The organism is Variovorax sp. 01T432, from assembly GCF_056398605.1.
The window spans coordinates 14011-39383 of sequence record NZ_JBFTPS010000047.1 but is presented as its reverse complement, the minus strand read 5'-3'; the positions used below and the strand labels follow the sequence as shown (position 1 = coordinate 39383).

Sequence of the window (25373 nt, the reverse complement as noted above, 5' to 3'; positions counted from 1 at the left end):
GGTGCTCGCTCCTACCGGTAGCGGCTGCCTTCCGTGACCGTGTTCGTGTCCTTGATGGCGGCGATCGATTTGTCGACATGCTTCACCGCGTAGCGCGAGTACACGACATCCGTCACCAGCAGTTGCGCCATCTTCGACAGCATGGCTTCGTGGTAGGGCGCTGAGCCGACCGCGGCGTCCGTGGTGTTCGTCAGCAAGGTCATGTGCGCGCTCTGCGCCAGCGGAGAGTCCGGATAGGAGGTAATGGCGACTGTCGTGGCGCCGCGCTTCTGCGCCGTCCGCAGCGCCTCGACGACCGGGATCGTGCGTCCCGAATTGCTGATGGCGAATGCCACCGAACTCTTGCCCAGCGTGGCCGCGGAAATCTGCTGCACGCCTTGGTCCTTGTAGAAGATGCAACGCTTGCCGACGCGCATGAAGCGCATCACGGCGTTCTCCGCCGCCAGCGTCGACGAGCCCATGGCGAAGAACGCGAGCGAATCCGCCTTGTCGATGGCGGCCGCCACCTTGTCGAGGAGCCGCAGGTCGAGCCGCTGCGCCGTGTCCTGCAGCGCGCTGATGTTGCGAAAGAGGATCTTCTTGATGATTTGCGCGTTGGTGTCCGAGGCCGCGATGTCGTCATAGACGAAGGCCTCGTGGGCAGCCGGCGCCGCCTGGCCGTGGGTCGACAGGGCCTCCGCGATGCCGATCTTGAGCTGCTGGTAGCTCGGCACTTCCAGCGCCTGCACAAAACGCGTGATGGTGGACTCCGACACCTCGCACACCTCCGCCAGATCCTTGATCGACTGCGTCTTGACGATGTCCGGGTGCTTGAGCACGTAGTTCGCAATGCGCTTGAGCGCGGGATTGAGTTGGCCCTGCGCCTGCCGGATCGTGTTCAGGACGCCGGTCCGGTCAAGCTGATTTGTCATTTCGGGGGGCTCCTGTGGCAATGGAAGGAATTTTCCTCCATGGTACCGGCCCCTCCCGCTCTGTGCCGCCCAGGTTCCGCACCTGGGGTTTTCCCTTGGGGGAAAACGATGGAAGGAAATTCCTTGCATTGAAAAAGGTGCGGTATTAAATTCCATCACCACCGATTCGAGACATGCAGCACCCATTCGACCCCTTGCCTTCCGAGACTGCGCGCCGGCCCTTGCCGGAACGCGGGGCACTCGCCGGGCGCGCCGCCGTCGTGACGGGCGGGACATCCGGCATCGGGCTTGCCATCGCGAGGCTGCTGTCTTCGGAGGGCGCGCGCGTCGCGGTCCTGGCGCGCGACGACCATCACCTGCGCGCGGCGCGCAGGCGGGACGTGCAGGGCTACCCGTCGACCCCTTGGCTCGTGGCGCACGGCGATGTGGGCCGGCCGGCGGATGTCGCGCGCTTCATGGATGACGTCGAGCAGACATTCGGAGGCGTCGACATCGTGGTCAGCAATGCCGGCTTTCACCACGCCGATGCCGTCGAGAACGTCTCGCCCGATACGTGGCGTTCGGTGTTCGATACCCACCTGGGCGGCGCCTTCCTGTTCAGCCGCGCAGCCTTCGCGCACTGGAAGCGCGGAGGTCGCAATGGTTGCCTCGTCTTCGTGGCGAGCAAGGCGGCGGTGGCCGCCAGCCCGGGCGCCGCTCCCTATGCGAGCGCGAAGGCCGCGCAGCTGCACCTCGCGCGCTGCCTGGCGGAAGAGGGCGGCCCGCACGGCATCCGCGTCAACAGCGTGCTGCCGGATGGCGTAATCCGCGGCACCGGCATCTTCGACGCCGTGCAACGCACCGCCAACGCCCGCCGGCACGGCGTGGCCCCTGAGGCGCTGGAGAACTACTACGCGCAGCGCAATGCGCTCAAGGCCTCGATCGGACCCGAGGACGTGGCGCGCGCGGTGCTGTTCCTGTGCGATGACGGGCGCAGCCGGAGCATCACCGGCGCCTCCCTTTCCGTCGATGGCGGGCTCACGGCCGCCTACATGCGCTAGCCCGCGCCCAGATGCATCCCGAGAAAACCTTCCCACTGGAGACAAGACCATGACAACCACCCGCTTCACCCCCAGGCGCCGTGCCTTCGGCGCATCCCTGCTGGGCGCCGGCGCCGCGCTGATGGCCGGCACTTCGGCGCTCCATGCGCAGACAGCGGCGGCAGGCAAGGGCCGCACCTACTACTACGCTTCGCAACTTCTCGGCCACCCGTACCTGCTCGACTGTCACCTGGGCATGCGCTATGCGGCGAAGGCCTTTGGCGCGGACATCCGCACGGTGGGCCCGCAGGGTTGGGACCCGGTCGGTCATGCCGCGGCGGTCGAGCAGGCCATCGCGAAGAAGCCCTCCGGCATCATCACCAGCCTGTGGGAGCCCGGCGCCGTCCCGGCCATCCGCCGCGCGATGCAGCAGGGCATCCCGGTGGTGGTCATCGAGGCCAACGTGCCCGACAGCGGCGCGCTGAGCTTCATCGGCATGGACAACTATGCCTGCGGCGCGGATACCGCCAAGGCGTTGATCAGGTTCGCCGGCAAGAAGGGCAAGTACGTCGCCAGCGGCAACTGGGGCGCATCGAACACCGATGCCAAGTTCAAGGGCCTGACCGACTACCTGAAGGCCAACAGCGAATGGGAACTGGCCGGCCGCGTCGACGACAAGGCCAGCACCGAAGCAGCCATCGCCTCGTCCAAGGCCATGTTCAACACCTACAAGGCTCTCGATGCCGTCGTCGGGCTCGATTCGAGTTCGGGCAGCGGCATCGCGTTGGCAGCCGAGGAAATGGGCGTGGACCTCGGCAAGATCACCGTGGTCGTGCACGACCGCGAATCGCCGGTGCTGGAGTTCATCAAGAAGGGGCTCATCAAGTGCTCCGTCATCAACAAGACCGCGCTGCAGTGCTTCAGCGCGGTCCAGATGCTGGAATCCTGGAACAGCCCGAACGGGCTGGCCGGCGTGCCTATCGCGGCCGACAACAAGGCGGCGGGCACCATGCCCGCGCCGCAGCAGGTGTTCATGGGCACGGAGCTGATCACACGCGAGACCGTCGATCTGTTCAATCACCAAAAGATCCCGCAGTACCGCAGCTGAACGCCGCCATGAACGATTGCAGTCTCAAGATCGAGAATGTCTCCAAGTCCTATGGGGCTGTGCGGGCCCTGCAGGACGTGTCCTTCAGCGTGCGCCGCGGCACGATCCATGCCGTGCTCGGCGAGAACGGCGCCGGCAAGAGCACGCTGATGAAGGTCATCAAGGGCGAAGTGATGCCCGATCGCGGAAGCATCATGCTCGACGGGCAGGCCTACGAGCGCTACGAGCCCGCCTACACGCGGCGCCTGGGCGTGATCATGGTGCACCAGGAGCTGGCCGTGTTCGACAACCTCTCGGTCGCCGAGAACATCTTCCCCGACATGCGCCGCTTCCTGCGCGGTGGGATGATCGACGCCGACCGCCTGCGCGCCGAGGCGCGCCGCGCACTTGCGAGCTTCGATTTCGATCTGCATCCGGACACGCTGATGGCGGGACTCGCGCTCGGCCAGAAGCAGCTGATCGAGATTCTTCGGGCCCTCAACCAGCCGCGCAAGCTGTTGATTCTGGACGAACCCACGTCGGGGCTCTCGAGCGCCGAGGCCGATCGCCTCATGCGCATCCTGCGCAAGCTGGCCGACGGCGGCGAGACCATTCTCTTCATCAGCCACCGCATCCCCGAGATCCTCGGCGCTTGCGATGAAGTGAGCGTGCTGCGCGACGGCCGCTACATCGAGACTTTCGACTGCCGCCGCGCCACCGAGGCCGAGCTGGTCAACCGCATGGCCGGCCGCGAACTGGCGCGCGATACGGCCGTGCGCACGGCCAGGCCGGCGAAGAGCGAAGTGATGCTCGACGTGCGTGGCCTTCGAGTGCCGGGCCGGCTCGACGACGTGAACCTGAGGCTTCATGCGGGCGAGGTCGTGGGCCTGTTCGGCCTCGAGGGCTCCGGCAGCAGCGAAGTGGCACCCGCGCTCTTCGGGCTGCATGTGGCGAGCGGCAGCTTGCAGGTCCGCGGCAAGGATGTGCCGCGCCTGCTGCCGCACGAGCTTCGCCGTCACGGTGTCGGCTTCGTCAACACCAACCGCAAGGAAGCCGGGCTCTTCATGCGCAGCAGCATCGCATCCAATATCTCGGCGCCGGTGCTGTCGAACTTCAGCGGCTTCGCGGGTTGGCTGCGCCGCCAGGAGGCTGTCGACTTCGCCCGCAGCTACATGCAGCGCTTCTCGATCAAGGCGGCCAGCACCGAGACGCAGCCGTCGGATCTGAGCGGCGGCAACCAGCAGAAGGTGATGCTGGCGGCGGCGCTGGCGGACGACCCACAGGTCGTGCTGATCAACGAGCCCACGCGCGGCGTGGACGTGGCGGCCAAGGCCGACATCCATCGCCATCTGCGCAGCCTCGCCAGGGAAGGAAAGAGCCTGCTCGTGATGTCGTCGGAACTGCCCGAGCTGCTGGGACTGTGCGATCGCATCGTCGTCATGCGTTCGCGCCGCATCGTCGGCGACTGCGCGCTCACGCAGATGAACGCCGAGACAATCATGACCCTCGCGGCCGGCCACGCGCCTGTCGCCCAGGCACCGGGAGTCGCCGCATGAAGCCCCTTGCAGTCGAAACGCCCCAGCTCTTGCTCCCGCGCCGCCTGGCGCTGTCTCCGGTCGACCGGCAGGTCGTGCCGATCGCCCTGATGGTGGTGGCCGTCACCGTGCTGCTCAGCCTCGCGCATCCGGGCTTCGTCCAGGGCGGCAACCTCTACGCGCTTCTTCTCGATCTTTCGCTGCAGACCCTGGCCATGAGCGGCTTCGTGTACGTGATGGCCATCGGCGAGATCGATCTCTCGGCTGGCGCGGTGTACGGTTTCACGGGCGCGTTCACGGGCTTGCTGATGCAACTGGACGTGCCTTTCCTTGCTGCGGCGGGGTTGTCGCTGGCGGCCGCGCTGTTGTTCGGCCTGATCAACGGATGGTTGACTGTGCGGCTGCGCCTGAACTCGCTGATGCTGACCATCGGCACCATGGTCCTGATCCGCGGCCTCGGGGGCGTCCTCAATACCGTGCTTGTCGGCCAGACCTTCTCCTCGGCATTCCGCCAGCTGGGGCGCCTGCAGGTGGGCGGCGTGCATGTGATCGTGATCGTGGCGCTCGCCATGCTCGTGCTGTTCACCGTGCTCGAGCGGCGCACCGCGACCTTCCGCCGTCTCTACCTTGCCGGCGAGAGCGCGGCCAGCGCGGTGCTGTATGGCATTCGCGTCGACCGCATCAAGATCGCGGCCTTTGCGTGCAGCGCGCTGGCCGCGGGCGCGGCCGGTCTGGTCGCGGCTTCGCGGGTCACGCATGCCGACGCGCAGCTCGGCGACGGACTGGAATTCACCCTGGTCACGGCGGCCGTGCTGGGCGGCGCCAGCCTGACGGGCGGCAAGGGGACATTGGCCGGCGCGTTCCTGGGGCTGGCCTTCCTGGCGGTCGTCATCAACGGCATGGTGGCCTTCGACGTCGAGCCGGCGCTGCAATCGCTGGTGACCGGCGTGCTGCTCATCGCTGGCGTGGCACTCGACCGCCGCCTCGAAATCCGCCGCCGCTGAATCGAAAGGAGCAGGCCCATGGTCAACTTCATCCGTCGTTCGCTGCCCATTCCCGCCGGCCTGGTCGTCCTGGCGCTCGCCGCGCTGGCGCTCGGCAGCGATGCCTTCGGCGACATCAACAACCTCGATTCCCTTCAGACCATCGTCGGGCCCCTGCTGATCCTGGTGGTCGGCATGACGCTGCTGTTCGTCCTGGGCCATTTCGACCTGTCGATCGGCGCCGTGATGGGGCTTGCCGGCATCGTCGCGGCCATCGCGATGAATGCGGGACTCGGCGTCTTCGTGGCGTGCCTGCTCGCCATGGGCAGCGGCCTGGTGGTGGGCGCGCTCAACGGCTTCCTGGTGGCCGTCGTGGGCATCAACCCGCTCATGGCGACGCTCGCGATGCTGGCCATCGTGCGCGGCGTGATCGAGTGGCTGGTGCGCGGCCTCGGCGTTGCCGGCTTCACCTCGATGCCGGCCGATTTCGTGGCGCTCGGCAATGCCAAGTTCCTGGGTCTCTACGCCGTGGTCTGGGCGGGCCTGCTGCTGGTGGTGGCCGTCGACTGGGGGCTGGCGCGCTGGCCTCGACTGCGGCAGCTCTACCTGATCGGCGGCAACCCGGCCTCGGCGCGGCTGCTCGGCCTGCCGGTGCGCCGTGCGACTTTCGCCGTGTTCGTGCTGACCGGCGGGCTGGCTGCCCTGGCGGGCCTCATGGCCACGGCGCGCGTCGGCATGGCCAACCGCTACCTGGGCATCGGCGCCGAGATGGAGGTGATCATCGCCTGCCTGATCGGCGGCGCGGTTCTGGCGGGCGGCCGCGGCTCGGTGCTGTGCGCGGCACTGGGTGCACTTTTCATGGCGTTGTTGAAGAATGGCTTCAACCTGGTCGAGGTCGCGCCGCAATGGCAGGGCGTGGCACTGGGCGCGATCCTGACGGTGGTGGTGGTCCTCGACGGGCTGACCGCGCTGCGCCGGCGCAGGCAAGGCCTGGCGGCCTGAGACGACACAAGAAGACGGAGACAAGGACATGGCTTATCTGATCGGTGTCGATATCGGCACCATGGGCACGAAGACTGCGCTCTACGACGAAACCGGCCGCCTCGTGGCCGATGCGTTCGAGGAGTCGAAGCTGCTGTACCCGGCGCCCGGCGCGGTCGAGCAGCTGCCCGACGACATCTACGGCGCGGCGGTGAACACGATCAAGGCGTGCCTCACCCGCTCCGGCGTGAACCCGCGCGACATCGCGGGCATCGCCTGCGACGGCCAGATGGCTGGCGTAGGCACGGTCGATGCACAGGGCGACGCGCCGACGGTGTACGACTCCTGGCTCGACACGCGCTGCGCGCCCTACATCGAGCAACTCAAGCGCTGCCGCGGCGAGATCATCCGCTCGGCGGGCGGTCCGCCCTCGTTCTCGCACGGCGCCAAGATGCTGTACTGGAAGAACGAGCACCCCGACATCTATCGCCGCATCAGCAAGTTCGTCGTGCCCTCGGCCTATGTGGCCGGGCGCATGGCGGGGCTGCGCGGCGGCGATGCCTTCATCGACCGCACCTACCTGCCATTCAGCAACTTCGCGGATACCGCACGCAGCCGCTGGAACAAGGAGCTGCTCGGCGAGTTCGGCCTTGACGACAGCAAGTTGCCGCGGATCGTCGATCCGACCGACATCGTGGGGCGCGTCGACAGCCGCGCGGCCGCGCTGACGGGCCTGCGCGAGGGCACGCCCATTGCCGCCGGCTGCGGCGACGCCACGGCCAACGTGCTGGGCGCCGGCATCGTGCAGCCCGGCATGGTGTTCGACGTCGCCGGCACCGCCGCCTGCCTGTCGATCGTGGTCGACCGCTATGTGGCGGACGAGGGTGACGGCATGCTGTTCTCGTGTCCGCACGTGATTCCCGGGCTCTACTTCGCCATGGCCTACGTCAACGGCGGCGGGCTCAACCTGCGCTGGTTCCGCGACGAGTTTTCCCAACTCGAGAAGGCGATCTGCGAACTGGACGACGAAAGCGTCTACCAGCGCCTCGGCCGCATGGCCGAGAAGGCGCCGCCGGGCGCCGACCGCCTGCTGTTCCTGCCGCATCTGGGCGGGCGCGTCTGTCCCAACAACACGTCCATGCGGGGCGCCTTCATCGGCCTGAACTGGGCCCACAAGCGCAAGCACCTCTACCGCGCCATTCTGGAGGGCATCGGCTACGAGTACCGGGCCTACCTCAAGAGCGTCGAGGCGCTGGTGCCGGGCTTCCATGCCAGTCATGTGATCGGCATCGGGGGCGGGGCGCGCAGCCAGGTGTTCAAGCAGGTGAAGGCCGACATCCTCGGCCTGCCCTACCGCACGCTGGACCGCGAGGAATTCGGCACGCTGGGCGCCGCGCTCGTGGCCGGCAAGGCCGTGGGCCTCTTCGGCGACCTGGCCGCCGCGTCGCAGCAGATGAACCGGACCAAGGGCGATCCGATAGAGCCCAACGCCGCGCTGAAGCCGCTTTACGACGACATGGCCGAGGCCTACCTCGACATGCTCGCGAGCAACCAGAGCGTATTCGACAAGCTCGCCCGCGCGGGCAAATGAGCTGAAACACCCCAGCGGCGCTTCCACGGACGACTGATGGCTCGCGGCACGGCCGATCGGCGCCCCTGTTCGCCTTGTTGATAGAAGTAAATTCCTTCCATAAAACATTTGACGGAAAGTAATTCCATGCATAAGATTCACCCAGCGATGACCCCCCAAACAGGAGACGCACATGTCTGAAGCAAAGCTCGCCGGCCGCGTGGCCGTGGTCACCGGGGGCTCCTATGGCATCGGCCGCGCCACCGCGCTGCGCCTGGCGCAAGAGGGCGCCTCCGTCGCGATCATGGCGCGCGGTGCGCAGCGACTCGACGAAACCATCGCGCTTCTCGAAGCCATCGGCGGCGCCGATCGCTGCATGGCGGTGCAGGCCGACGTCAGCATCCCCGAGAGCGTCAGCGCCGCCTTCGACCAGGTGCGCAACCGCTTCGGCGGCTTCGACATCGTCGTGAGCAATGCCGGTTCGCACTTCGGTGCACCCATCGAGGACACCAGCGTCGAGCAGTGGCGCCTGATGCTCGACACGCATGCGGGAGGGTCCTTCTTCGTCAGCCAGCAGGCCTTTCGCGAATGGAAGGGGCGCGGCATCGGCGGACAACTCGTCTTCGTGACCAGCAAGTCGGCGGTGGCCGCCACACCCAAGGCCGCGGCCTACAGCGCTGCCAAGGCCGCACAGCTGCACCTCGGGCGCTGCCTCGCGGAGGAGGGCGGGCCCTTCGGCATCCGGGTGAATATGGTGCTGCCCGACGGCGTGATACGGGGCACCGGCATCTTCACACCCGAGCAGCGCATCAATGCCGCCAAGCGCCACGGCGTGGCGCCCGACAAGCTCGAAGACTTCTATCGGCAACGCAATGCGCTCAAGGTCAGCATCACGCCGGAAGAGGTCGCCAAGGCGGTGCTGTTCCTGTGCTGTGACGACAGCGCGGTGATCAACGGTGCCGCCCTCACCGTCGACGGCGGCGTGGTCGGCGGCTACGTGCGCTGAGGAGGGTCGGCATGCTCTTCACTCCCATCGAATTCCGCGACCTCCAGGCCCGCAACCGGCTGATGATGTCGGCCATGTGCCAGTACATCGCCGAGGACGGCTTTGCAAACGACTGGCACCTCACCCACTATGCGAGCCGAGCGGTCGGCCAGGCCGGGTTCATTTCGCTGGAAATGACGGCGGTGCATCCGCTCGGGCGCATCACCCCCGGCTGCCTGGGCATCTGGAAGGACGAACACGTGCCCGGCCTGCGCGGCGTCGCCCGGGCCTGCCAGCAGCACGGCGCCAAGGTCGGCGTGCAGCTCGGGCACGCGGGCCGCAAGGGCGAGTTCTTCGACCAGGGGCTGGTGGCGCCATCGTCCATCGCCTTCGCGGAGAAGTGGCCCGCCCCCCGCGAGCTGACGCGCGCGGAGGTCGGCGAACTGGTGAACAGCTACGCGCAAGCGGCCCGGCGCGCCGACGAGGCCGGCTTCGACTACATCGAGCTGCATGCGGCGCACGGCTACCTCATCAACCAGTTCACCTCGCCACTGAGCAACCGGCGCGACGATGCCTACGGCGCCGACCGGCAGCGCTTCCTGCGCGAGGTCCTGCAGGCCCTGCGCGAAGTCTGGCCGCGCCACAAGCCGATCTTCATGAAGGTCTCGACCATCGAGCGCGACGAGGGCGGCGCGCGGCAGGCCGAGGTGGTCGCCCGCGTGGCGGGCCTGCGCGAGTACCTCGACCTCGTCATCGCCAGTTCGGGTGCGATGGCGCCCACCAGCGGCATCCGCATCGATGCCTTCCCCGGCTACCAGGTGCCGTTCGCCGAAGCGGTCCGCCGCGAGGCCGGCGTGCCGAGCGCCGCGGTCGGGATGCTGGACCACCCGCTGCTCGCCGAGGAAGTGCTCAAGAACGGCCGCGCCGACGTCATTGCCGTCGGCCGTCAGTTCCTGCGTGACCCCTACTTCCCGCTGCATGCGGCGCGCGTGCTGGGCGTCGAGATCGCCTGGCCCAAGCCTTACGAGAAAGCCAGGAAGGACTGGAAGTACCTGGTCTGAACCCGCGCCTCCCTTCTTTACCTTTTTGAATACACCCCAGGAGAAACAACCATGGCCCATTGCGGAGACATGCTGACGGAAATGTTGATCGAGTACGGCGTCGAAGTGGTCTTCGGCATGCCCGGCGGCCAGACCTCGGGCCTCTACGAGGGCATCGCGCAGCGCCAGGACCGGATCAAGCACGTGCTGGTGCGCGATGAGCGCAACGGCGTTTACGCGGCCGATGCCTATGCGCGCCTCACCGGCAAACCCGGCGTCTGCGACGTGACCGTCGGCCCTGGCGCCACCAAGCTGACCGACGGCCTGGTCGAAGCGCTGAATGCCTCGATCCCGCTGATCGCCATCGTCGGCGAGCTGCCGCGCGACTGGCTGCCGCTCAAGGCCAAGGGCGTGGCTTCCCAGGGCTTCGACCAGCTGAGCTTCCTGAAGTCGATCACCAAGGAGACCTTCATGGTGCCGACGGCGAGCTCCTTCCAGGAAATCATCCGCACCGCATTCCGCGTCGCGACCTCGCCGCGTCCGGGCCCCGTGGCCATCATCGTGCCGCACGATGTGATGGATGCCGAATGGGATCCGGCCACGGCACCCGCGGCCGCGGACGACCGCTACATCCGCGCCCCCGCGCACCGGGCCCGCGCCATGAAGCAGCACCTGTCGGATGCCGCGGCCCTGATCGCCAAGGCGCGCCGACCGCTGATCGTCGCCGGCGGCGGCGTGCACATGTCCGGCGCCTACGCCCAACTGCAGACGCTGGCCGATCGCAGCGCCGCCTATGTGGCGACCTCGCTGTCGGGCAAGGGCGTGATCTCCGAAGTGTCCGAGCGCTCGGTCGGCGTGCTCAACCCGATGGGCTCGAAGGCCGCGCTCGCCCTCGCGCCAGAGGCCGACCTGATCATCTGGTGCGGCTGCAAGGCGAGCCAGAACACCGCCAGCAACTGGACGCTGCCGACCGCGCAGCAGGCCACCATCACCATCGACGACGACCCGCAGGAACACGGCCGCACCTTCCGGCCCACGGTGGCGCTCTTCGGCGACATCCGCGAAGTGCTCGACGAGCTGAATCCGCTGCTGAAGGCGAACCGGGTCGATGCCTGGGACAGCCGCGTGAACGAAGTCAAGGCCGAGCAGGCGGCCGTCATCGCCGGCGACCACGCATCCGAGGCCGTGCCCATTCATCCGGGCCGCGTGCTCAAGTCCCTTGCCGCGCGGCTCGACGCCGACGACGTCGTGATCAGCGATGCCAGCTTCGCGTCGGGCTGGATCGGCCAGTACCTGCCGGCGCGCAAGGCCGCGCGCCGCTTCCTCTATGCCCGCGGGCAGGGCAGCCTCGGCTATGCGGTGCCCGCTTCCCTGGGCGCGAGCATGGTCAAGCCAGGCCAGCGCGTGATCACCGTGGCCGGCGACGGCGGCTTCTCGTTCTCCATCGGAGAGCTGGCAACACAAGCCTGCTACAACATGCCGGTCATCAACATCGTCTTCAACAACGGTGAACTCGGGTGGCTGCGGATGTGGGAACAGATCTTCTACAACAACACCCGGCTGTCGGTGGACCTGCAGTCCGAGCATGCCAAGCCCAACTACGCGGCGGCCGCCGCGGGCCTCGGACTCAAGGGCATCGTGGTCGACCGCCCGGACCAGATCGAAGCCGCGCTGGACGAGGCCTTCGGCCACCCCGGCGCGTCGGTGATCGAGGTGCGCACCGATGCCAAGGCCACGCCGATCCACAGCCTGCGCCGCCGCATCGAGAACCCCAACCCCGAGCAGAAGCGTCCCGGCACGGTCTACGCGCTGCGCGACTGGAAGCGCTCGCCGGACCTGAGCTGAACAGCCAGCGTCCCGCCACAAAGAAGGAGACAAGAAGATGGATCTGCAACTCAAGGGCCAACGCGCCCTCGTCACGGCATCCAGCGGCGGCATCGGGCGCGAGATCGCCCGCGTGCTGGCCCGCGAGGGCGCGCGCGTCATCGTCAACGGCCGCACCCGAGTCGTCGTGCAGGCAGCGCTGGACGACATCGCCTCCGCCGTGCCCGATGCCAGGCTCGAGGCGCTCGTGGCCGACAACGGCACGGCCGCGGGCTGCGAGACCACGATCGCGCAGGTGGCGTCGGTCGACATCCTCGTGAACAACCTCGGCATCTACGAGGCCACGTCGTTTTGCGACGTGAGCGACCAGGCATGGCTGCGCCTGTTCGAGATCAACATCATGAGCGGCGTGCGCCTCTCGCGCCATTACATCCGCGGCATGCTGGAGCGCAAGAAGGGCCGGATCGTCTTCATCTCCAGCGAATCCGGTGTATCGCCGGCGCCCGAACTGCCGCATTACAGCGCGACCAAGACCATGGAACTGGCCATCTCGCGCACCCTGGCGGAGCTGACCAAGGGCACCGGCGTCACCGTCAACGCGGTCCTTCCGGGCTCGACCCGAACCGAGGGCGTCCGGGCCTTCGTGCAGAACCTGTTTCCCGCCTTGCCCTATGAAGAAGCCGAAGCCCGCTTCATGCGCGAGAACCGATCGACCTCGCTGATCGCGCGGCTGATCGATCCACAGGAGATCGCCGACGCGGTGGCCTTCGTGTGCAGCGCGCGCGCGAGCGCCATCAACGGCTCGGCGATGCGCGTGGACGGCGGCATCGTCCGCACGGTGTTCTAGCCGCCTCCCTCTGCGCCTCTGCTTCAACCCTGCAGTGCGCCCGCACGCAGTCGCGTCGCGGCGTTCCCGATCACAACCCGATGGAGACAACCATGACTTTGCACAAGACCGGCCTCAAGGCACTCATGACAATGGTCGCCGCGCTGCTGATGGCGCATGCGTCGGCCCAGACGCCGAGCTATCCCGCGCCCAGGCCGCTCGGCACCGGCGCCCAGGCCACGCTCGACAAGGTGAGCTACAAGAGCGGCACGCCCACCATCGCCTACCTGCCGATGGGCACCGAGTACAACTACCACGTGGCGCTGTACGAGGGCATCAAGTCGGTGCCGGGCATCAAGTCCTTCATGCTCTCGCCCTACTCCGGCTCCGACCAGGCCGGCCAGATGGGCATGTTGCAGGACGTGACGTCGCGCAAGGACGTCGACGCGATCCTGATCATCAGCTTCGACGAACACTCGCTCGCGCCGCTGATCAAGAAGGCGGTCGACGCGGGCAAGGTGGTGGTGATCGTCAACTCCGACATCCCGAACTTCCCGACGCCGGTGCATGGCGTGGTCGGCGTCAACCAGCGCAACGCCAACAAGGCGCTCGCCGAGTGGGCGCGCGCACAGGCCAAGGACGCGCCGAAGTCGCTGGGGGTGCTCGACGGCGAGCCGAGCTACATCGCCACCGAGCGCGCGGGCGGTTTCCTCGACGGTCTGAAGGACAGCAACTGGAAGCTCGTCACGCGCATCAACGGCGGCTGGAGCGTGGAGAAGGGCAACACGGCGGCCATGGACATGCTGCAGGCCAACCCCGGCATCAATGCGATCTACGCCTCCAGCGACTACATGGCGCTCGGCGCGGCGCTGGCCGCCAAGAGCCTCGGGCGCACCAACATCTCCATCTACGGCTACGACGGCGACACCGGTGCGCTGGAGGACATCGCCAACGGTGGCGGCGTCACGGCCACCACCAACACCTCGCCGGTCAAGATGGGCCGCATGGCCGCGCTGTTCGCCGTCGACCTCCTTCACAGGAAGTCCAGCGGCGGCTATGTCGGGGTACCGACGGAGATCGTGTACAAGGGCAACGTGGAGGCGGTGCTCAGGCAGCCGTCCGACCTGTTTCCGAAGCCCTCCAAGGCCTACTGAGTCGAGCGCTTGCGATGAACGGGAAACCGGTCATGGCCACGCGGGCCGATCCGCTGTGGGCGCTGCAGGGTCTTTGCAAGTCCTTTCCTGGGGTCAAGGCGAACGACCAGATCTCGCTCGAACTGCACGGGGGCGAGATCCACGGCCTCCTTGGCGAGAACGGCTGCGGAAAGTCCACGCTGATCAAGCTGCTGTCGGGCGTGATCCAGCCCGACGAGGGCGCCATCCTCCATCGCGGCCAGCCGGTGCGGCTGGGCGACCCGACACAGGCGCGCGCCCATGGCGTGGCGACCGTGTTCCAGGAGTTCTCGCTGGTGCCGCAGCTGAGCGTCGCCGAGAACATCTTCCTCGGCCGCCATCCATCGAAGTGGCTGGGCCTGCGTGTCGACTGGCCGGCCATCGCGAAGGGCGCGCGCGAGATCCTCGGGCAGCTCGACATACCGATCGATCCGGCCTCGCGCGTCGTCGATCTCTCGGTGGCCGAGCAGCAACTGGTGGAGATCGCCAAGGCCTTGTCGCAGGACGCCGAACTGCTGATCCTCGACGAGCCGACCACCGCCCTCGGCCAGGACGAGATCGCCGTGCTGCATCGACTGCTGCGGCGCATGAAGTCGCGTGGCGTGGCGATCCTCTATATCTCGCACCGGCTCGACGAGGTGTGCGAACTGGTCGACGCGGTGACGATACTGAAGGACGGCCGCGTGGTCAGCCGCTCGGGCGAGACGCGGCTCGATGTGCACGAGATCGTCGGCTGCATGATGGGCGCGAGCGTCGGCGAGCACTACCCGAAGGAGCGCCACGCGACCGGCGAAGTGGTGCTGCGCGCCGAGGGCCTGCGCACGGCCAACCGCGTGCGCGGCGTGAGCTTCGAATTGCACCGTGGCGAGGTGCTCGGACTCGGCGGCGTCATCGGCGCCGGACGGACCGAGATCGCGCGCGCGCTCTTCGGTGTCGACCGGCTGGAGGCGGGCGAGATACGGCTCGACGGGCGTGTGCTGCGCCTGCGCAGCCCGGCCGACGCCATCCGAGCGGGGATCGCGCTGGTGCCGGAGAACCGCAAGTTCGACGGGCTGTTCTTCAACTTCTTCGCCGGTCCGAACGTCACCATGGCGAGGCTCGGCGGCGTGATGCGCGGGCTGCGGCTCGACCACGCCGAAGAGGAGCGTGTCACGACCGACTACATCCGCGAGCTCGAGATCACGCCGCTCGCCCGGCACAAGCTGGTCGGCCAGATCTCCGGCGGCAACCAGCAGAAGGTGCTGATCGCGCGCTGGCTGTTCGCGCAGGCCCGCATCCTGATCATGGACGAGCCGACACAGGGCATCGACGTGGGCGCCAAGCTTGCGGTGTACCGGCTCATCAACAGGCTGACCGCCGCCGGCAAGTCGGTCGTCCTGATCAGCTCCGACCACAACGAACTGATTGCGATGAGCGACCGCATTGCGATCGTGCAGCACGGCCGCGTGACCGGCGTTCACGCGGCGGCCGAAGTGCGCCACGCGGACCTGGTCAGTGCCTCGCAGACGCGGCATGAGGCGCCTGCCGAATCCCCCATCCCTGAAGGAGCAATGACATGAAACATTCCGTCCTCAGCCAGTTCGCCGGGCCCATGGCCGCGCTGCTGCTCATCATGGGCGTGGTCGCCGCGACCACGCCGAGCTTCCTGGCCGCGGAGAACTTCCGCAATATCGCGCTGCAGGTGGCGGTGCTGTCGATTGTCGCGATCGGTGCCACCGTGGTCATCCTCACCGGCGGCATCGACCTGAGTCCGGGCTCGATGATCGCCTACCTGACGATGGTGCTCGCGGTCATGGTCAAGCTCAACGGCACCAGCCTGTGGGTGGCCATTCCCGCGGCCATCGCGCTCGGCGGCGTCCTGGGCCTGGTCAACGGCGTGCTGGTGGCCTATGTGCGCATTCCCGCCTTCATCGTCACCCTGGCGGGCCTGAGCGCGTTCAAGGGCATCGCGCTCACGGTCGGTGGCGGCACGCCGGTGTTCTCGCTGTCGCCGGACCTCGGGCAGGTGTTCTACGGCGAGTTGCTGGGCGTGCCGCTGCCCTTCTATTACATGGTCGCCCTCTACGTGTTCGCGACGCTGGTCCTGAACCACTCGCGCTTCGGTCGCGAGATCTATGCGGTGGGCGGCAACGAATCGGCGGCGCGGCTGTCGGGCATCCACGTGCCGCGCGTGCGGATGCTGGCCTTCGTGATCGCCGGCGCCTGCGCCGGCATCGGCGCCGTGCTGCTCGCGGCGCGGCTCAATTCGGGCTCGCCCAACTACGGTTCGCTGATCGAGCTGCAGGCCATCGCCGCCGCCGTCGTCGGCGGCGCCAGCCTGGCGGGCGGGCGTGGCCATGTGCTGAACACGCTGATCGGCGTGCTGATCATCGTCGTGGTGCAGAACGGGTTGAACCTCAACGCCGTGTCGACCTCGCTGCAGAGCATCACCATCGGCGGCATCATTCTCCTGGCCGTCGGCGTCGACATCTGGCGCGAACGCATCAGCGCCGTTGTCGCCGGGCGCCTTGCCAAGGCGCCCGGCGTTGCCCTGCAGGTGGGGGCGCGATGAACAAGCTCGGCATCCACATGTTCGTCTACACCCCGCGGTGGGACGAAGCCGGCGCGCGGCGCGTGTTCGAGCGGGCCGCCGAGATCGGCTACGACTTCGTCGAGGTGCTCATCTTCGATCCCGACACGGTCGACACGCGCATGACGGCGCGCCTGGCCGAGCAGCACGGATTGGGTGTGATGGCCACGATGTGCGGCAAGCTCAGCGCCGACCTCTCGAACCCCGATCCGGTGATCGCCCGGCGCGGCGAGGCGCTCGTGGCCCAGGCGATCTCGGTGGCGCGCGACATGGGCTCGCCGCTGCTCGGCGGCCCCTCGTATTCGGCTGTGCATCGCTATGCGGTCCAGCCTTCCGAGATGGCCCGCGAGCGTGCGGTCGACGCCTACCGGCGCCTGGCGCGGCAGGCCGGGGAGGCGGGCATCCGCCTTGGGCTGGAGGCGCTCAATCGCTACGAGAGCAACTTCATCAACACCGTCGGCCAGGCGGCGGACCTGATTCGCAAGGTGGGCTCCGACGCGATGTTCGTGCATGCGGACCTCTTCCACATGTGCATCGAGGAAGAGCGCCTGGCGCAGGCCGTCATCGATGTGCGAGACCTGCTCGGCTATGTGCATGTCGCGGACAGCCATCGCGGGCGGCTGGGGGAGGGCAATCTGGATTTCGCCGCCTTCTTCGGCGCGCTCGCGCGGATCGGCTACGAGGGGCCGATCCTGTTCGAGTCCTTCTCGCCCACGGTGCTCGGCCCCGAGCTCGCCGGCCTGATCGCCTTGTGGCGCGAGCCCTGGCACGACTCGGACGACACGGCGCGCAAGGCGCTCGCCTTCATGCGGGCGCAGATCGCCGCCGCGCACGCAGCCCTGAACTGAATCGCCACCCCAAGCCTATTTCTTATCGAGGACACGCCATGCTTGCATTGAAGGACCCGACCCTGTTGCGCGACCGCGCGCTGATCGGGGGTGAATGGGAGGCTGCCGATTCCGGCGCGACACTGGGCGTGCGCGACCCGGCGACGGGCGACGAGGTCGGCGAGGTGCCGCGCATGGGCGCGGCCGAGACGGCACGCGCCGTGGAGGCGGCATCGCGCGCCTTTCCGGCGTGGTCCGCGCTGTCGGTCAAGCGCCGCTCCGATCTGCTGCGCCGCTGGTACGAACTCCTGATGGCCGCGCAGGACGACCTCGCGCTGATCATGACGACGGAGCAGGGCAAGCCGCTGGCCGAAGCGCGCGGTGAGATCGCCTACGGCGCCAGCTTCATCGAGTGGTTCTCCGAAGAGGCGCGGCGCGGCTACGGTGACGTGATTCCCGCCACGCAGCCCGGTCATCGGATCGTGGTGCTGCGCCAGCCGGTGGGCGTCTGCGCCGCCATCACGCCCTGGAACTTTCCCAACGCGATGCTGGCGCGCAAGCTCGGGCCCGCGCTCGCGGCGGGTTGCACCATGGTGGTCAAGCCCGCGTCGCAGACGCCTTTCTCGGCGCTTGCCATGGCGGTGCTCGCCGAGCGCGCCGGCATTCCGCCGGGCGTGATCAACGTGGTGACCGGCGGCGCGGCGGAGATCGCCGGCGAGTTGTGCGCCAACCCGCTGGTGCGCAAGATCAGCTTCACCGGATCGACCGAGATCGGCCGCAGCCTGATGCGCGCCTGTGCGGACACGATCAAGAAGCTCTCGCTGGAGCTCGGCGGCAACGCACCCTTCATCGTGTTCGACGATGCCGACATCGACGCGGCCGTCGACGGCGCGATGATCGCCAAGTTCCGCAACAACGGCCAGACCTGCGTCTGCGCCAACCGCATCTTCGTGCAGAGCGGCATCTATGACGTCTTCGCCGACAGGCTGTCGCGTCGAGTGGCCGAACTGCGCGTCGGCAACGGCCTCGAGGCGGGCGTGCAGGTCGGCCCTCTGATCGACGCGCGCGCGCTTGCCAAGGTCGAGGAGCACATCGACGACGCGATCGGCAAGGGCGCGCAACTGCGCACCGGCGGTCGGCGCCTGGGCGGCAATTTCATCTCGCCGGCCGTGCTGACGGGAGTCACCCGTGCCATGCGCGTGAGCGAGGAAGAAACTTTCGGCCCGCTTGCGCCGCTGATCCGCTTCGAGACCGAAGACGAGGTCGTCCGCCTGGCCAACGACACCGAGTTCGGACTCGCTTCCTATTTCTACACGAAGGATCTCCAGCGCTCCTGGCGCGTGGCCGAACGGCTGGAGGCCGGCATGGTCGGCGTCAACACCGGGCTGATCTCGACGGCCGAAGCGCCGTTCGGCGGAGTCAAGCAATCGGGCACCGGCCGCGAAGGTTCGAAGTACGGCATGGACGACTACACCGAGCGCAAGTACGTCTGCGTCGGCGTGGCCTGAAGCCCTTGGTCCCTCACACATTCAGTTCTTACCCAAGGAGATCCCGATGAACGCAATCACCAACCCCTGGAACCTGCTGCGCGACGACGTGCGCGCCTTCGTCGCCCGCCCGAAGAAGCTCTTCATCGGCGGCCAGTGGCGCGACCCCGTCAACGGCAAGACGCTGGACGTGTTCGACCCGGCGCTCGGCACGCGGGTCTGCACGGTCCCCGCGGGGGACGCGAAGGACGTCGACCTGGCCGTCGCCGCCGCGCGCGAGGCTTTCGACAACGGCCCGTGGACCAGCCTCAACCCCTCGGAGCGCGGCAAGCTCGTGTGGCGTCTCGCAGACCTGATGGAAGCCCATGCCGACGAACTCGCGCAGCTGGAGGCGCTGGACAACGGCAAGCCGGTGACGGACGCGCGCGCCGTGGACGTAGCGTTTTCCGTCGAGCTGCTGCGCTACATGGCCGGCTGGTCCAACAAGATCCTGGGCCAGACCATTCCGCTGTCGAACCCGGCCGAGTTCCATGCCTACACGCTGCGAGAGCCGGTGGGCGTGGTCGGCCAGATCGTGCCGTGGAACTTCCCGCTGATGATGGCGGTGTGGAAGGTGGCGCCGGCACTGGCAGCCGGTTGCACGATCATCCTCAAGCCGGCGGAGCAGACGCCGCTGTCGGCCCTGCGCCTGGCCGAGCTGGTAGAAGAAGCGGGCTTTCCGCCGGGCGTGTTCAACGTCATCACCGGCTTCGGCGAAAGCGCGGGTGCCGCCATCGCCGCGCACCCCGACATCGACAAGGTCGCCTTCACCGGCTCGACCGAAGTGGGGCGGCTGATCCTGCGTGCCGCCACCGGCAACCTGAAGAAGGTCTCGCTGGAGCTCGGCGGCAAGTCGCCCGTGATCGTCTTCGGCGACGCGGACATCGGGCAGGCCGTGGCCGGCGCGTCGAGCGCGATCTTCTACAACAATGGGCAGACCTGCACGGCGGGTTCTCGCCTCTATGTGCATCGCAAGGTCTACGACAAGGTGATGGAAGGCATCGTGCGCGAAGCCGCGTCGCTGACCATCGGGCACGGGCTCGACCCGGCCACGCGCATCGGCCCGCTGATCTCGGCCGAGCAGCGCGATCGCGTGGCGGACTACATCGACCAGGGCCGCAAGGCCGGCGCCGAGCTGCTGACCGGCGGCGGCAGCGTGGGCCAGGCGGGCTACTTCCTCCAGCCCACCGTGCTGGCCAACACGCACGCCGGCATGAGCGTGGTGCGCGAGGAAATCTTCGGCCCGGTGCTGTGCGCCATGGTCTTCGACGACGATGACATCGAGGGCGTGGTGCGCCAGGCGAACGATTCGATCTACGGCCTGGCGGCCAGCCTGTACACGCGCGACGTGAGCGTGGCCCACCGTGTCGCCAAGCGCCTGAAGGCCGGGACGATCGGCATCAACACCCACCACGTCGTCGACGTCGGCCTGCCCTTCGGCGGCTTCAAGCAATCGGGCTGGGGCCGCGAGATGGGCTACGAGGCCATCGGGCAGTACACCGAGCTCAAGTCGATCGGCATCGCGCTGTGAGCGCCCGGAAAGGAATGCAGGCATGAAGATCAAGGCAGCAGTGCTCGACAGGATGGGGGCCGCACCGCCCTACGCGCGGAGCCGCCCCCTGGCCATCCGTACCGTCGAGCTGGACCCGCCCGGGCCCGACGAGGTCCTGGTGAAGATCGCCGCGGCCGGTCTTTGTCACTCGGACCTGTCGGTCATCAACGGCGACAGGCCGCGCCCGATGCCGATGGCGCTGGGCCATGAGGCGGCCGGCGTGGTCGAGGCGCTCGGGCCGGGTGTGCGCGACCTGCAGCGCGGCGACCATGTCGTGATCGTCTTCGTGCCGAGTTGCGGGCACTGCGCGCCCTGCGCGGAGGGCCGGCCCGCGCTCTGCGAGCCGGGCGCCGCCGCCAATGGCGCCGGCACGCTGCTGTCCGGCGAGCGGCGCCTGAGCCAGGACGGCGTGCCGCTGAACCATCATCTGGGGTGTTCCGTGTTCGCCGAGTACGCCACGGTGTCGCGGCGCTCGGTCGTCAAGATCGATCCGAGGGTTCCCCTGGACGAGGCCGCGCTGTTCGGCTGTGCCGTGCTGACCGGTGTCGGCGCCGTGGTGAACACGGCGCAGGTGCGTGTCGGCGCGTCCGTCGCGGTGATCGGGCTGGGCGGCGTGGGCCTCGCCGCGCTGATCGGCGCGCAAGCGGCCGGGGCGCGCCACATCGTGGCCGTCGACCTGTCGGACGCCAAGCTCGAGCAGGCGAAGGCCCTCGGCGCGACCCATGCGGTCAATGCCGGAGATCCCGATGCCAGGGAGAAGATCCGCGCCATCGGCGGCGGGGGCGTGGAGTACGCCTTCGAGTTTGCGGGCGCCATCCGCGCGCTCGACCTGGCCTATGCCGTCACGCGCCGCGGCGGCATGACGGTGACGGCGGGCTTGCCGTCATCGACCGCCAGTTTCGGATTGCCTGCCGTCAGCCTGGTGGCCGAGGAACGCACGCTCAAGGGCAGCTACATCGGGACCTGCGTGCCTTCGCGCGATATTCCCCGCTACATCGAGCTCTACAAGCAGGGGCGGCTGCCGGTCGACAAACTGCTGACGGGTCGTCTGCGTCTGGAAGACATCAACGAAGGCTTCGATCTCCTGCACGGGGGAGAGGCGATTCGACAGGTGGTGTCCTTCGACCAGGCCTGACATCGGCCCGCCTCCGCACCCCCGGCGCGTCCGCGCCGAAATAAAACGAAACACGCCGAAACCGCCGCGAAAGGACATCGCGACGGCCCGGCCGCACCATCGAGTCTCCCTGATCGATTCCGATCTCTCTGGAAGGAAGACTCTCATGAAACCCTGGTTCAAACGTTCGCTCTTCGGCATTGCGGGTGCCGCCCTGCTCGCCGGCAGCCTCGCGGGCTGCGCCGGCCACCGCCATGGCTGGGGCGGCGACTCCGCCGAGTTCCGCGCGAAGATGGTCGAGCGCGTCGGCAGCAAGCTCGAACTCGATGCATCGCAAAAGGAGAAGCTCAACGTACTGACCGAGAAGCTGCAGGCACAGCGCGAAGCGCTGCGTGGCGGCGGCGACCCGCGCGCCGAGTTCCGTTCGCTGTTCGCGGGCGCGAAGCTCGACCAGGAGCGCGCCAGGAAGCTGATCGACGCCAAGATGGCCGCGGTGCAATCCATGAGCCCCGAAGTGATCGCGGCCGCGGCCGACTTCTTCGACAACCTGAACCCGACGCAGCAGCAGAAGGTGCGCGAGTTCATGGAGCGTGGCCGCCGCTGGGGAAGAAGTTGAAGCGGAACCCCGGGCTTGCCGCTTCGTGGTGAGCCTCATGGCCGGGCTCGCGATCTGATGCCGGCGGGTCTGGTCGTGAGCCTCCTATTTGCCGGTATGCACAATCGCGCCATGCCACGCATCCTGCTGATCGATGACGACGAGCAACTGGCAGCGCCGCTGGCGAGCTACTTCGCCCGCTTCGACTGCGTGCTGGAAAGCGCCGCCCGGCCGAGCGAAGGGCTCGCCAAGCTTCGCGCCGGGACCTACGACGCCGCGATCCTGGATGTCATGCTGCCCGAGATGGACGGCTTCGCACTGTGCCGGGAGATCCGCAGGGAGAGCGATATTCCCATCGTGATGCTGACCGCGCGCGGCGATGTGATGGATCGCGTGGTCGGCCTCGAGCTCGGCGCCGACGACTACCTCCCCAAGCCCTTCGAGCCGCGCGAGCTCGTGGCGCGGGTGCAGACCATCCTGCGGCGCCAGCGCGCCGCGCCGGTGGCGGCGCCGACCGCGCCGACGCAGCGGCGCGTGTTCGAGGGCCTTGCCATCGACCTCGACAAGCGAGAGGTCTTGCGCCAGGGCGAGCGCGTGGACCTGACCAGCACCGAGTTCGACCTGCTGGCCCTGCTGGCGGACCAGCCCGGCAAGGTGTGGAGCCGCGACGACATCCTCAACCGCCTGCGTGGCCACGAGGCGGAGCTCTACACGCGCGCCGTCGACATCGTTGTCAGCCGGTTGCGCAAGAAGCTGGAGCCGCTCGATTGCATCAAGACGCTGCGCAACGCGGGCTATACCCTGGCGGTCGGAAAGAGCTGACGATGGCAAGAGCAGAGCGGCGCTGGCGCCACCGCTGGCGGCATTCGCTGCGGATGCGGCTGATCACGGTGTTCGTGCTGCTGGCGCTGGCGATGACGGGCGTCTTCCTGGGCGGCATGCAGCGCGCCTTCTCCGGCGGCTGGCGAGACGCGGCGCGGCCGATCGTGAGCGACTACATCGACCGATTGGTCGCCGAACTCGGCGTGCCGCCCGATGTGGCCCGCGCGCAGGCGCTGGTGACGCGGCTGCCGATCTCGATCCGCATCGAGGGGCCCGTCGTGAACTGGGACTCGCATCCCGATCGCCGCGCGGGGCAGAACTTCGGCTCGCGCGGAAGCGAGTGGTTGAGCCGGACCACCGCCGACGGCCACCGCGTGAGCTTCGGCCTCGGCACCTTGCCGTGGCAGCGCGAGCCGCATGGCATCGGCTGGATCACGCTGGCTCTGCTGCTCGGCCTCATCGGGCTGGCCTATGCCTATGTCCGGCGCCTGCTGCGCCCGCTCGACGACATCCGCGCCGGCGCCGAGCGTTTCGGCCGCGGTGCCTTCGACGTGCCGATTCCGCTGCGCCGTCACGACGAACTGGGCGAGCTCGCCCATCGCATCAACACCATGGCGCACGACATCCAGGGCATGCTCGATGCCAAGCGTGCGCTGCTGCTGGCGCTGAGCCACGAGTTGCGCTCCCCCTTGACCCGCGCCCGGCTCAACGCCGAGCTTCTGCCGGCGACGCCCGAAGGCCAGACGGAGCGCGAGGCGCTCCTGCGCGATCTGGCGGAGATGCGCGACCTGATCAGCGACCTGCTCGAGAGCGAGCGGCTCGCCAGCCCGCATGCGGCGCTGCACCGCGAGGCGGTCGATCTCGCGGCCCTGGTGCGGGAACTGGTGCGGGAGCATCCCGAGGGCCAGCGCGTCGGGCTGGCCATCGATCCTGAGCTGCTCATGCTCCCCCTCGATCGCGCGCGCATCCGGCTCCTGGTGCGCAATCTGCTGGACAACGCGCTGCGCCACGGCGGCGGCGCCGAGCAGGCGCCGCGTGTCGCATTGCGCAGGACGGCCCAGGGTGTCGAACTGGAGGTGCGCGATTTCGGACCGGGCGTCGACCCCGCGCAACTCGGGCGGCTGACCGAGCCCTTCTACCGGACCGACAGCGCGCGCCAGCGCGCCACGGGCGGCGTCGGGCTGGGCATGTACCTCTGCCGCCTGGTGGCCGAAGCGCACGGCGGCACGCTCACCGCGCGCAACGCGCGGCCCGGCCTGGCTGTCAGCGTCGTGCTGCCTGCCGCCTGAACTCGTCCTCCCTGCCGTCGGCGTGGTTGTCGCCTGCGCTACCGATCCTGGCGCCCGGCGGGACTACGATGCGCCCCCGGCAGATCCACCCCAAGGAGAAAAGAGCATGAGCAACACCCTCACCAATCGCCAGGTTCGCCTCGCCAAGCGACCCGAAGGGTTGGCCACGCGCGACAACTGGTTGTTCACCAGCGAGCCTGTGGGCGAGCCGCCCGAAGGCGGCGTCCTCGTCAAGACCCTCTCGCTGTCGCTCGACCCCGCCATGCGCGGCTGGATGAACGAGGGCAAGAGCTATATCGCGCCGGTGGAAATCGGCGCGGTGATGCGGGCCGGCGGAGTGGGCCGCGTGCTCGCCTCGCGCAACGCGGCCTTCGCGGTCGGCGACACCGTCTACGGCACGCTCGGCGTCCAGGAGTACATCGTGGTGCCGCAGGAGGAGATCAAGCGCAGCGGCCTGGCGAAGATCGATCTGGCCGTGGGTTCGATCACCCAATGGCTCAATGTGCTCGGAATGCCGGGCATGACGGGCTACTTCGGCCTGATGGACGTGGGGCAGCCGAAGCCTGGGGACACGGTGGTGGTGTCCGGCGCGGCCGGCGCGGTGGGCCAGACCGTCGGCCAGCTCGCGAAGATCAAGGGCTGCCGAGTGGTCGGCATCGCCGGCGGCCAGGCCAAATGCGACTGGGTGGTCAAGGAGCTGGGTTTCGACGCCTGCATCGACTACAAGGCCGGCCCCTCGGCCGTGCGCGAGGGATTGAAGACACATTGCCCCAAGGGCGTGGACATCTATTTCGACAACGTCGGCGGCGACATCCTCGACGCTGTGCTGGCGCGCCTTGCGCGTGGCGCCCGCATCATCATCTGCGGCGCGATCAGCCAGTACAACAACACGACGCCGGTGCAGGGCCCCAAGAACTATCTCAGCCTGCTCGTGAACCGGGCAAGGATGCAGGGCATCGTCGTCTTCGACTATGCCGAGCGCTTTCCCCTGGCCGTGGCCGAGCTGGCCGGCTACCTGAAGGACGGCCGCATGAAGAGCCGGGAGGACGTGGTCGAGGGGATCGACACCTTCCCCGAGGCGCTGACCCGGCTCTTCACCGGCGAGAACTTCGGCAAGCTGGTGCTCAAGGTCGCGGACTGAAGCCG

Annotated in this window: 22 protein-coding genes; 21 read left to right on the top strand and 1 reads right to left on the bottom strand. The window is 68.2% G+C overall.

The genetic code is table 11. The annotated features are described in order from the left end of the window. Window positions 1–11: 11 nt before the first annotated feature. A complete protein-coding gene (locus AC1DNF_RS27300) occupies window positions 12–911 on the bottom strand; it encodes a MurR/RpiR family transcriptional regulator (RefSeq protein ID WP_478151787.1) in 900 nt (299 codons plus the stop codon). Window positions 912–1084: 173 nt separating this feature from the next. On the opposite strand from AC1DNF_RS27300, the gene AC1DNF_RS27295 reads away from it, so the two are divergent. From AC1DNF_RS27295 to AC1DNF_RS27195, 21 genes are all read left to right on the top strand, one after another. After that, window positions 1085–1951, top strand: coding sequence for an SDR family oxidoreductase (locus tag AC1DNF_RS27295; RefSeq protein ID WP_478151786.1), 867 nt, complete (start codon window positions 1085–1087; stop codon window positions 1949–1951). Window positions 1952–2000: 49 nt separating this feature from the next. Then, complete coding sequence (locus AC1DNF_RS27290) at window positions 2001–3038, top strand: substrate-binding domain-containing protein (RefSeq protein ID WP_478151785.1); 1038 nt, start codon at window positions 2001–2003, stop codon at window positions 3036–3038. An 8-nt stretch (window positions 3039–3046) separates the two neighbouring features. Next, on the top strand, window positions 3047–4573 hold the full coding sequence (locus AC1DNF_RS27285; RefSeq protein WP_478151784.1) for a sugar ABC transporter ATP-binding protein: 1527 nt from the start codon (window positions 3047–3049) through the stop codon (window positions 4571–4573). Beyond that, entirely contained in the window at window positions 4570–5556 is a 987-nt protein-coding gene (locus tag AC1DNF_RS27280) for an ABC transporter permease (protein WP_478151783.1), read from the top strand. Before AC1DNF_RS27285 ends, AC1DNF_RS27280 begins: the two co-directional genes overlap by 4 nt. A gap of 18 nt (window positions 5557–5574) precedes the next feature. Then, on the top strand, window positions 5575–6537 hold the full coding sequence (locus AC1DNF_RS27275; protein WP_478151782.1) for an ABC transporter permease: 963 nt from the start codon (window positions 5575–5577) through the stop codon (window positions 6535–6537). A gap of 28 nt (window positions 6538–6565) precedes the next feature. Continuing rightward, on the top strand, window positions 6566–8107 hold the full coding sequence (locus AC1DNF_RS27270) for an FGGY-family carbohydrate kinase (protein WP_478151781.1): 1542 nt from the start codon (window positions 6566–6568) through the stop codon (window positions 8105–8107). Between the two features lie 172 nt (window positions 8108–8279). Next, window positions 8280–9092 (top strand): SDR family oxidoreductase, encoded by an 813-nt coding sequence (locus AC1DNF_RS27265; protein WP_478151779.1) that lies wholly within the window; start codon window positions 8280–8282, stop codon window positions 9090–9092. A gap of 11 nt (window positions 9093–9103) precedes the next feature. Beyond that, window positions 9104–10132, top strand: coding sequence for an NADH:flavin oxidoreductase/NADH oxidase (locus tag AC1DNF_RS27260; protein WP_478151778.1), 1029 nt, complete (start codon window positions 9104–9106; stop codon window positions 10130–10132). A gap of 51 nt (window positions 10133–10183) precedes the next feature. Next, on the top strand, window positions 10184–11956 hold the full coding sequence (locus tag AC1DNF_RS27255) for a thiamine pyrophosphate-binding protein (protein WP_478151777.1): 1773 nt from the start codon (window positions 10184–10186) through the stop codon (window positions 11954–11956). A 37-nt stretch (window positions 11957–11993) separates the two neighbouring features. Next, the gene (locus AC1DNF_RS27250) at window positions 11994–12782 is read left to right on the top strand and encodes an SDR family NAD(P)-dependent oxidoreductase (protein ID WP_478151776.1); all 789 of its coding nucleotides are present in this window, start codon (window positions 11994–11996) and stop codon (window positions 12780–12782) included. A gap of 92 nt (window positions 12783–12874) precedes the next feature. Beyond that, complete coding sequence (locus AC1DNF_RS27245) at window positions 12875–13915, top strand: sugar ABC transporter substrate-binding protein (protein WP_478151775.1); 1041 nt, start codon at window positions 12875–12877, stop codon at window positions 13913–13915. A 14-nt stretch (window positions 13916–13929) separates the two neighbouring features. Next, a complete protein-coding gene (locus AC1DNF_RS27240; RefSeq protein ID WP_478151774.1) occupies window positions 13930–15492 on the top strand; it encodes a sugar ABC transporter ATP-binding protein in 1563 nt (520 codons plus the stop codon). Next, the gene (locus tag AC1DNF_RS27235) at window positions 15489–16484 is read left to right on the top strand and encodes an ABC transporter permease (protein ID WP_478151773.1); all 996 of its coding nucleotides are present in this window, start codon (window positions 15489–15491) and stop codon (window positions 16482–16484) included. The genes AC1DNF_RS27240 and AC1DNF_RS27235 overlap by 4 nt, the downstream gene beginning before the upstream one ends. Further along, window positions 16481–17350, top strand: a complete 870-nt coding sequence (locus AC1DNF_RS27230) for a sugar phosphate isomerase/epimerase family protein (RefSeq protein ID WP_478151772.1) — start codon at window positions 16481–16483, stop codon at window positions 17348–17350. Before AC1DNF_RS27235 ends, AC1DNF_RS27230 begins: the two co-directional genes overlap by 4 nt. A 38-nt stretch (window positions 17351–17388) precedes the next feature. After that, a complete protein-coding gene (locus AC1DNF_RS27225) occupies window positions 17389–18837 on the top strand; it encodes an NAD-dependent succinate-semialdehyde dehydrogenase (protein ID WP_478151771.1) in 1449 nt (482 codons plus the stop codon). A 46-nt stretch (window positions 18838–18883) separates the two neighbouring features. Beyond that, a complete protein-coding gene (locus tag AC1DNF_RS27220; protein WP_478151770.1) occupies window positions 18884–20386 on the top strand; it encodes an aldehyde dehydrogenase family protein in 1503 nt (500 codons plus the stop codon). Window positions 20387–20408: 22 nt separating this feature from the next. Next, entirely contained in the window at window positions 20409–21542 is a 1134-nt protein-coding gene (locus tag AC1DNF_RS27215; protein ID WP_478151769.1) for a zinc-dependent alcohol dehydrogenase family protein, read from the top strand. Between the two features lie 145 nt (window positions 21543–21687). Beyond that, a complete protein-coding gene (locus AC1DNF_RS27210) occupies window positions 21688–22137 on the top strand; it encodes a Spy/CpxP family protein refolding chaperone (protein ID WP_478151768.1) in 450 nt (149 codons plus the stop codon). A gap of 111 nt (window positions 22138–22248) precedes the next feature. Next, the gene (locus AC1DNF_RS27205; RefSeq protein WP_478151767.1) at window positions 22249–22938 is read left to right on the top strand and encodes a response regulator transcription factor; all 690 of its coding nucleotides are present in this window, start codon (window positions 22249–22251) and stop codon (window positions 22936–22938) included. A 2-nt stretch (window positions 22939–22940) separates the two neighbouring features. Then, window positions 22941–24227, top strand: coding sequence for a HAMP domain-containing sensor histidine kinase (locus tag AC1DNF_RS27200; RefSeq protein WP_478151766.1), 1287 nt, complete (start codon window positions 22941–22943; stop codon window positions 24225–24227). Between the two features lie 106 nt (window positions 24228–24333). After that, the gene (locus AC1DNF_RS27195) at window positions 24334–25368 is read left to right on the top strand and encodes an NADP-dependent oxidoreductase (RefSeq protein ID WP_478151765.1); all 1035 of its coding nucleotides are present in this window, start codon (window positions 24334–24336) and stop codon (window positions 25366–25368) included. The last annotated feature ends 5 nt before the right edge of the window (window positions 25369–25373 follow it).

Coding starts and splice junctions, on each gene's coding strand:
- AC1DNF_RS27300 (WP_478151787.1), bottom strand. CDS start 911: ATGACAAATCAGCTTGACCGGACCGGCGTCCTGAACACGATCCGGCAG.
- AC1DNF_RS27295 (WP_478151786.1), top strand. CDS start 1,085: ATGCAGCACCCATTCGACCCCTTGCCTTCCGAGACTGCGCGCCGGCCC.
- AC1DNF_RS27290 (WP_478151785.1), top strand. CDS start 2,001: ATGACAACCACCCGCTTCACCCCCAGGCGCCGTGCCTTCGGCGCATCC.
- AC1DNF_RS27285 (WP_478151784.1), top strand. CDS start 3,047: ATGAACGATTGCAGTCTCAAGATCGAGAATGTCTCCAAGTCCTATGGG.
- AC1DNF_RS27280 (WP_478151783.1), top strand. CDS start 4,570: ATGAAGCCCCTTGCAGTCGAAACGCCCCAGCTCTTGCTCCCGCGCCGC.
- AC1DNF_RS27275 (WP_478151782.1), top strand. CDS start 5,575: ATGGTCAACTTCATCCGTCGTTCGCTGCCCATTCCCGCCGGCCTGGTC.
- AC1DNF_RS27270 (WP_478151781.1), top strand. CDS start 6,566: ATGGCTTATCTGATCGGTGTCGATATCGGCACCATGGGCACGAAGACT.
- AC1DNF_RS27265 (WP_478151779.1), top strand. CDS start 8,280: ATGTCTGAAGCAAAGCTCGCCGGCCGCGTGGCCGTGGTCACCGGGGGC.
- AC1DNF_RS27260 (WP_478151778.1), top strand. CDS start 9,104: ATGCTCTTCACTCCCATCGAATTCCGCGACCTCCAGGCCCGCAACCGG.
- AC1DNF_RS27255 (WP_478151777.1), top strand. CDS start 10,184: ATGGCCCATTGCGGAGACATGCTGACGGAAATGTTGATCGAGTACGGC.
- AC1DNF_RS27250 (WP_478151776.1), top strand. CDS start 11,994: ATGGATCTGCAACTCAAGGGCCAACGCGCCCTCGTCACGGCATCCAGC.
- AC1DNF_RS27245 (WP_478151775.1), top strand. CDS start 12,875: ATGACTTTGCACAAGACCGGCCTCAAGGCACTCATGACAATGGTCGCC.
- AC1DNF_RS27240 (WP_478151774.1), top strand. CDS start 13,930: ATGAACGGGAAACCGGTCATGGCCACGCGGGCCGATCCGCTGTGGGCG.
- AC1DNF_RS27235 (WP_478151773.1), top strand. CDS start 15,489: ATGAAACATTCCGTCCTCAGCCAGTTCGCCGGGCCCATGGCCGCGCTG.
- AC1DNF_RS27230 (WP_478151772.1), top strand. CDS start 16,481: ATGAACAAGCTCGGCATCCACATGTTCGTCTACACCCCGCGGTGGGAC.
- AC1DNF_RS27225 (WP_478151771.1), top strand. CDS start 17,389: ATGCTTGCATTGAAGGACCCGACCCTGTTGCGCGACCGCGCGCTGATC.
- AC1DNF_RS27220 (WP_478151770.1), top strand. CDS start 18,884: ATGAACGCAATCACCAACCCCTGGAACCTGCTGCGCGACGACGTGCGC.
- AC1DNF_RS27215 (WP_478151769.1), top strand. CDS start 20,409: ATGAAGATCAAGGCAGCAGTGCTCGACAGGATGGGGGCCGCACCGCCC.
- AC1DNF_RS27210 (WP_478151768.1), top strand. CDS start 21,688: ATGAAACCCTGGTTCAAACGTTCGCTCTTCGGCATTGCGGGTGCCGCC.
- AC1DNF_RS27205 (WP_478151767.1), top strand. CDS start 22,249: ATGCCACGCATCCTGCTGATCGATGACGACGAGCAACTGGCAGCGCCG.
- AC1DNF_RS27200 (WP_478151766.1), top strand. CDS start 22,941: ATGGCAAGAGCAGAGCGGCGCTGGCGCCACCGCTGGCGGCATTCGCTG.
- AC1DNF_RS27195 (WP_478151765.1), top strand. CDS start 24,334: ATGAGCAACACCCTCACCAATCGCCAGGTTCGCCTCGCCAAGCGACCC.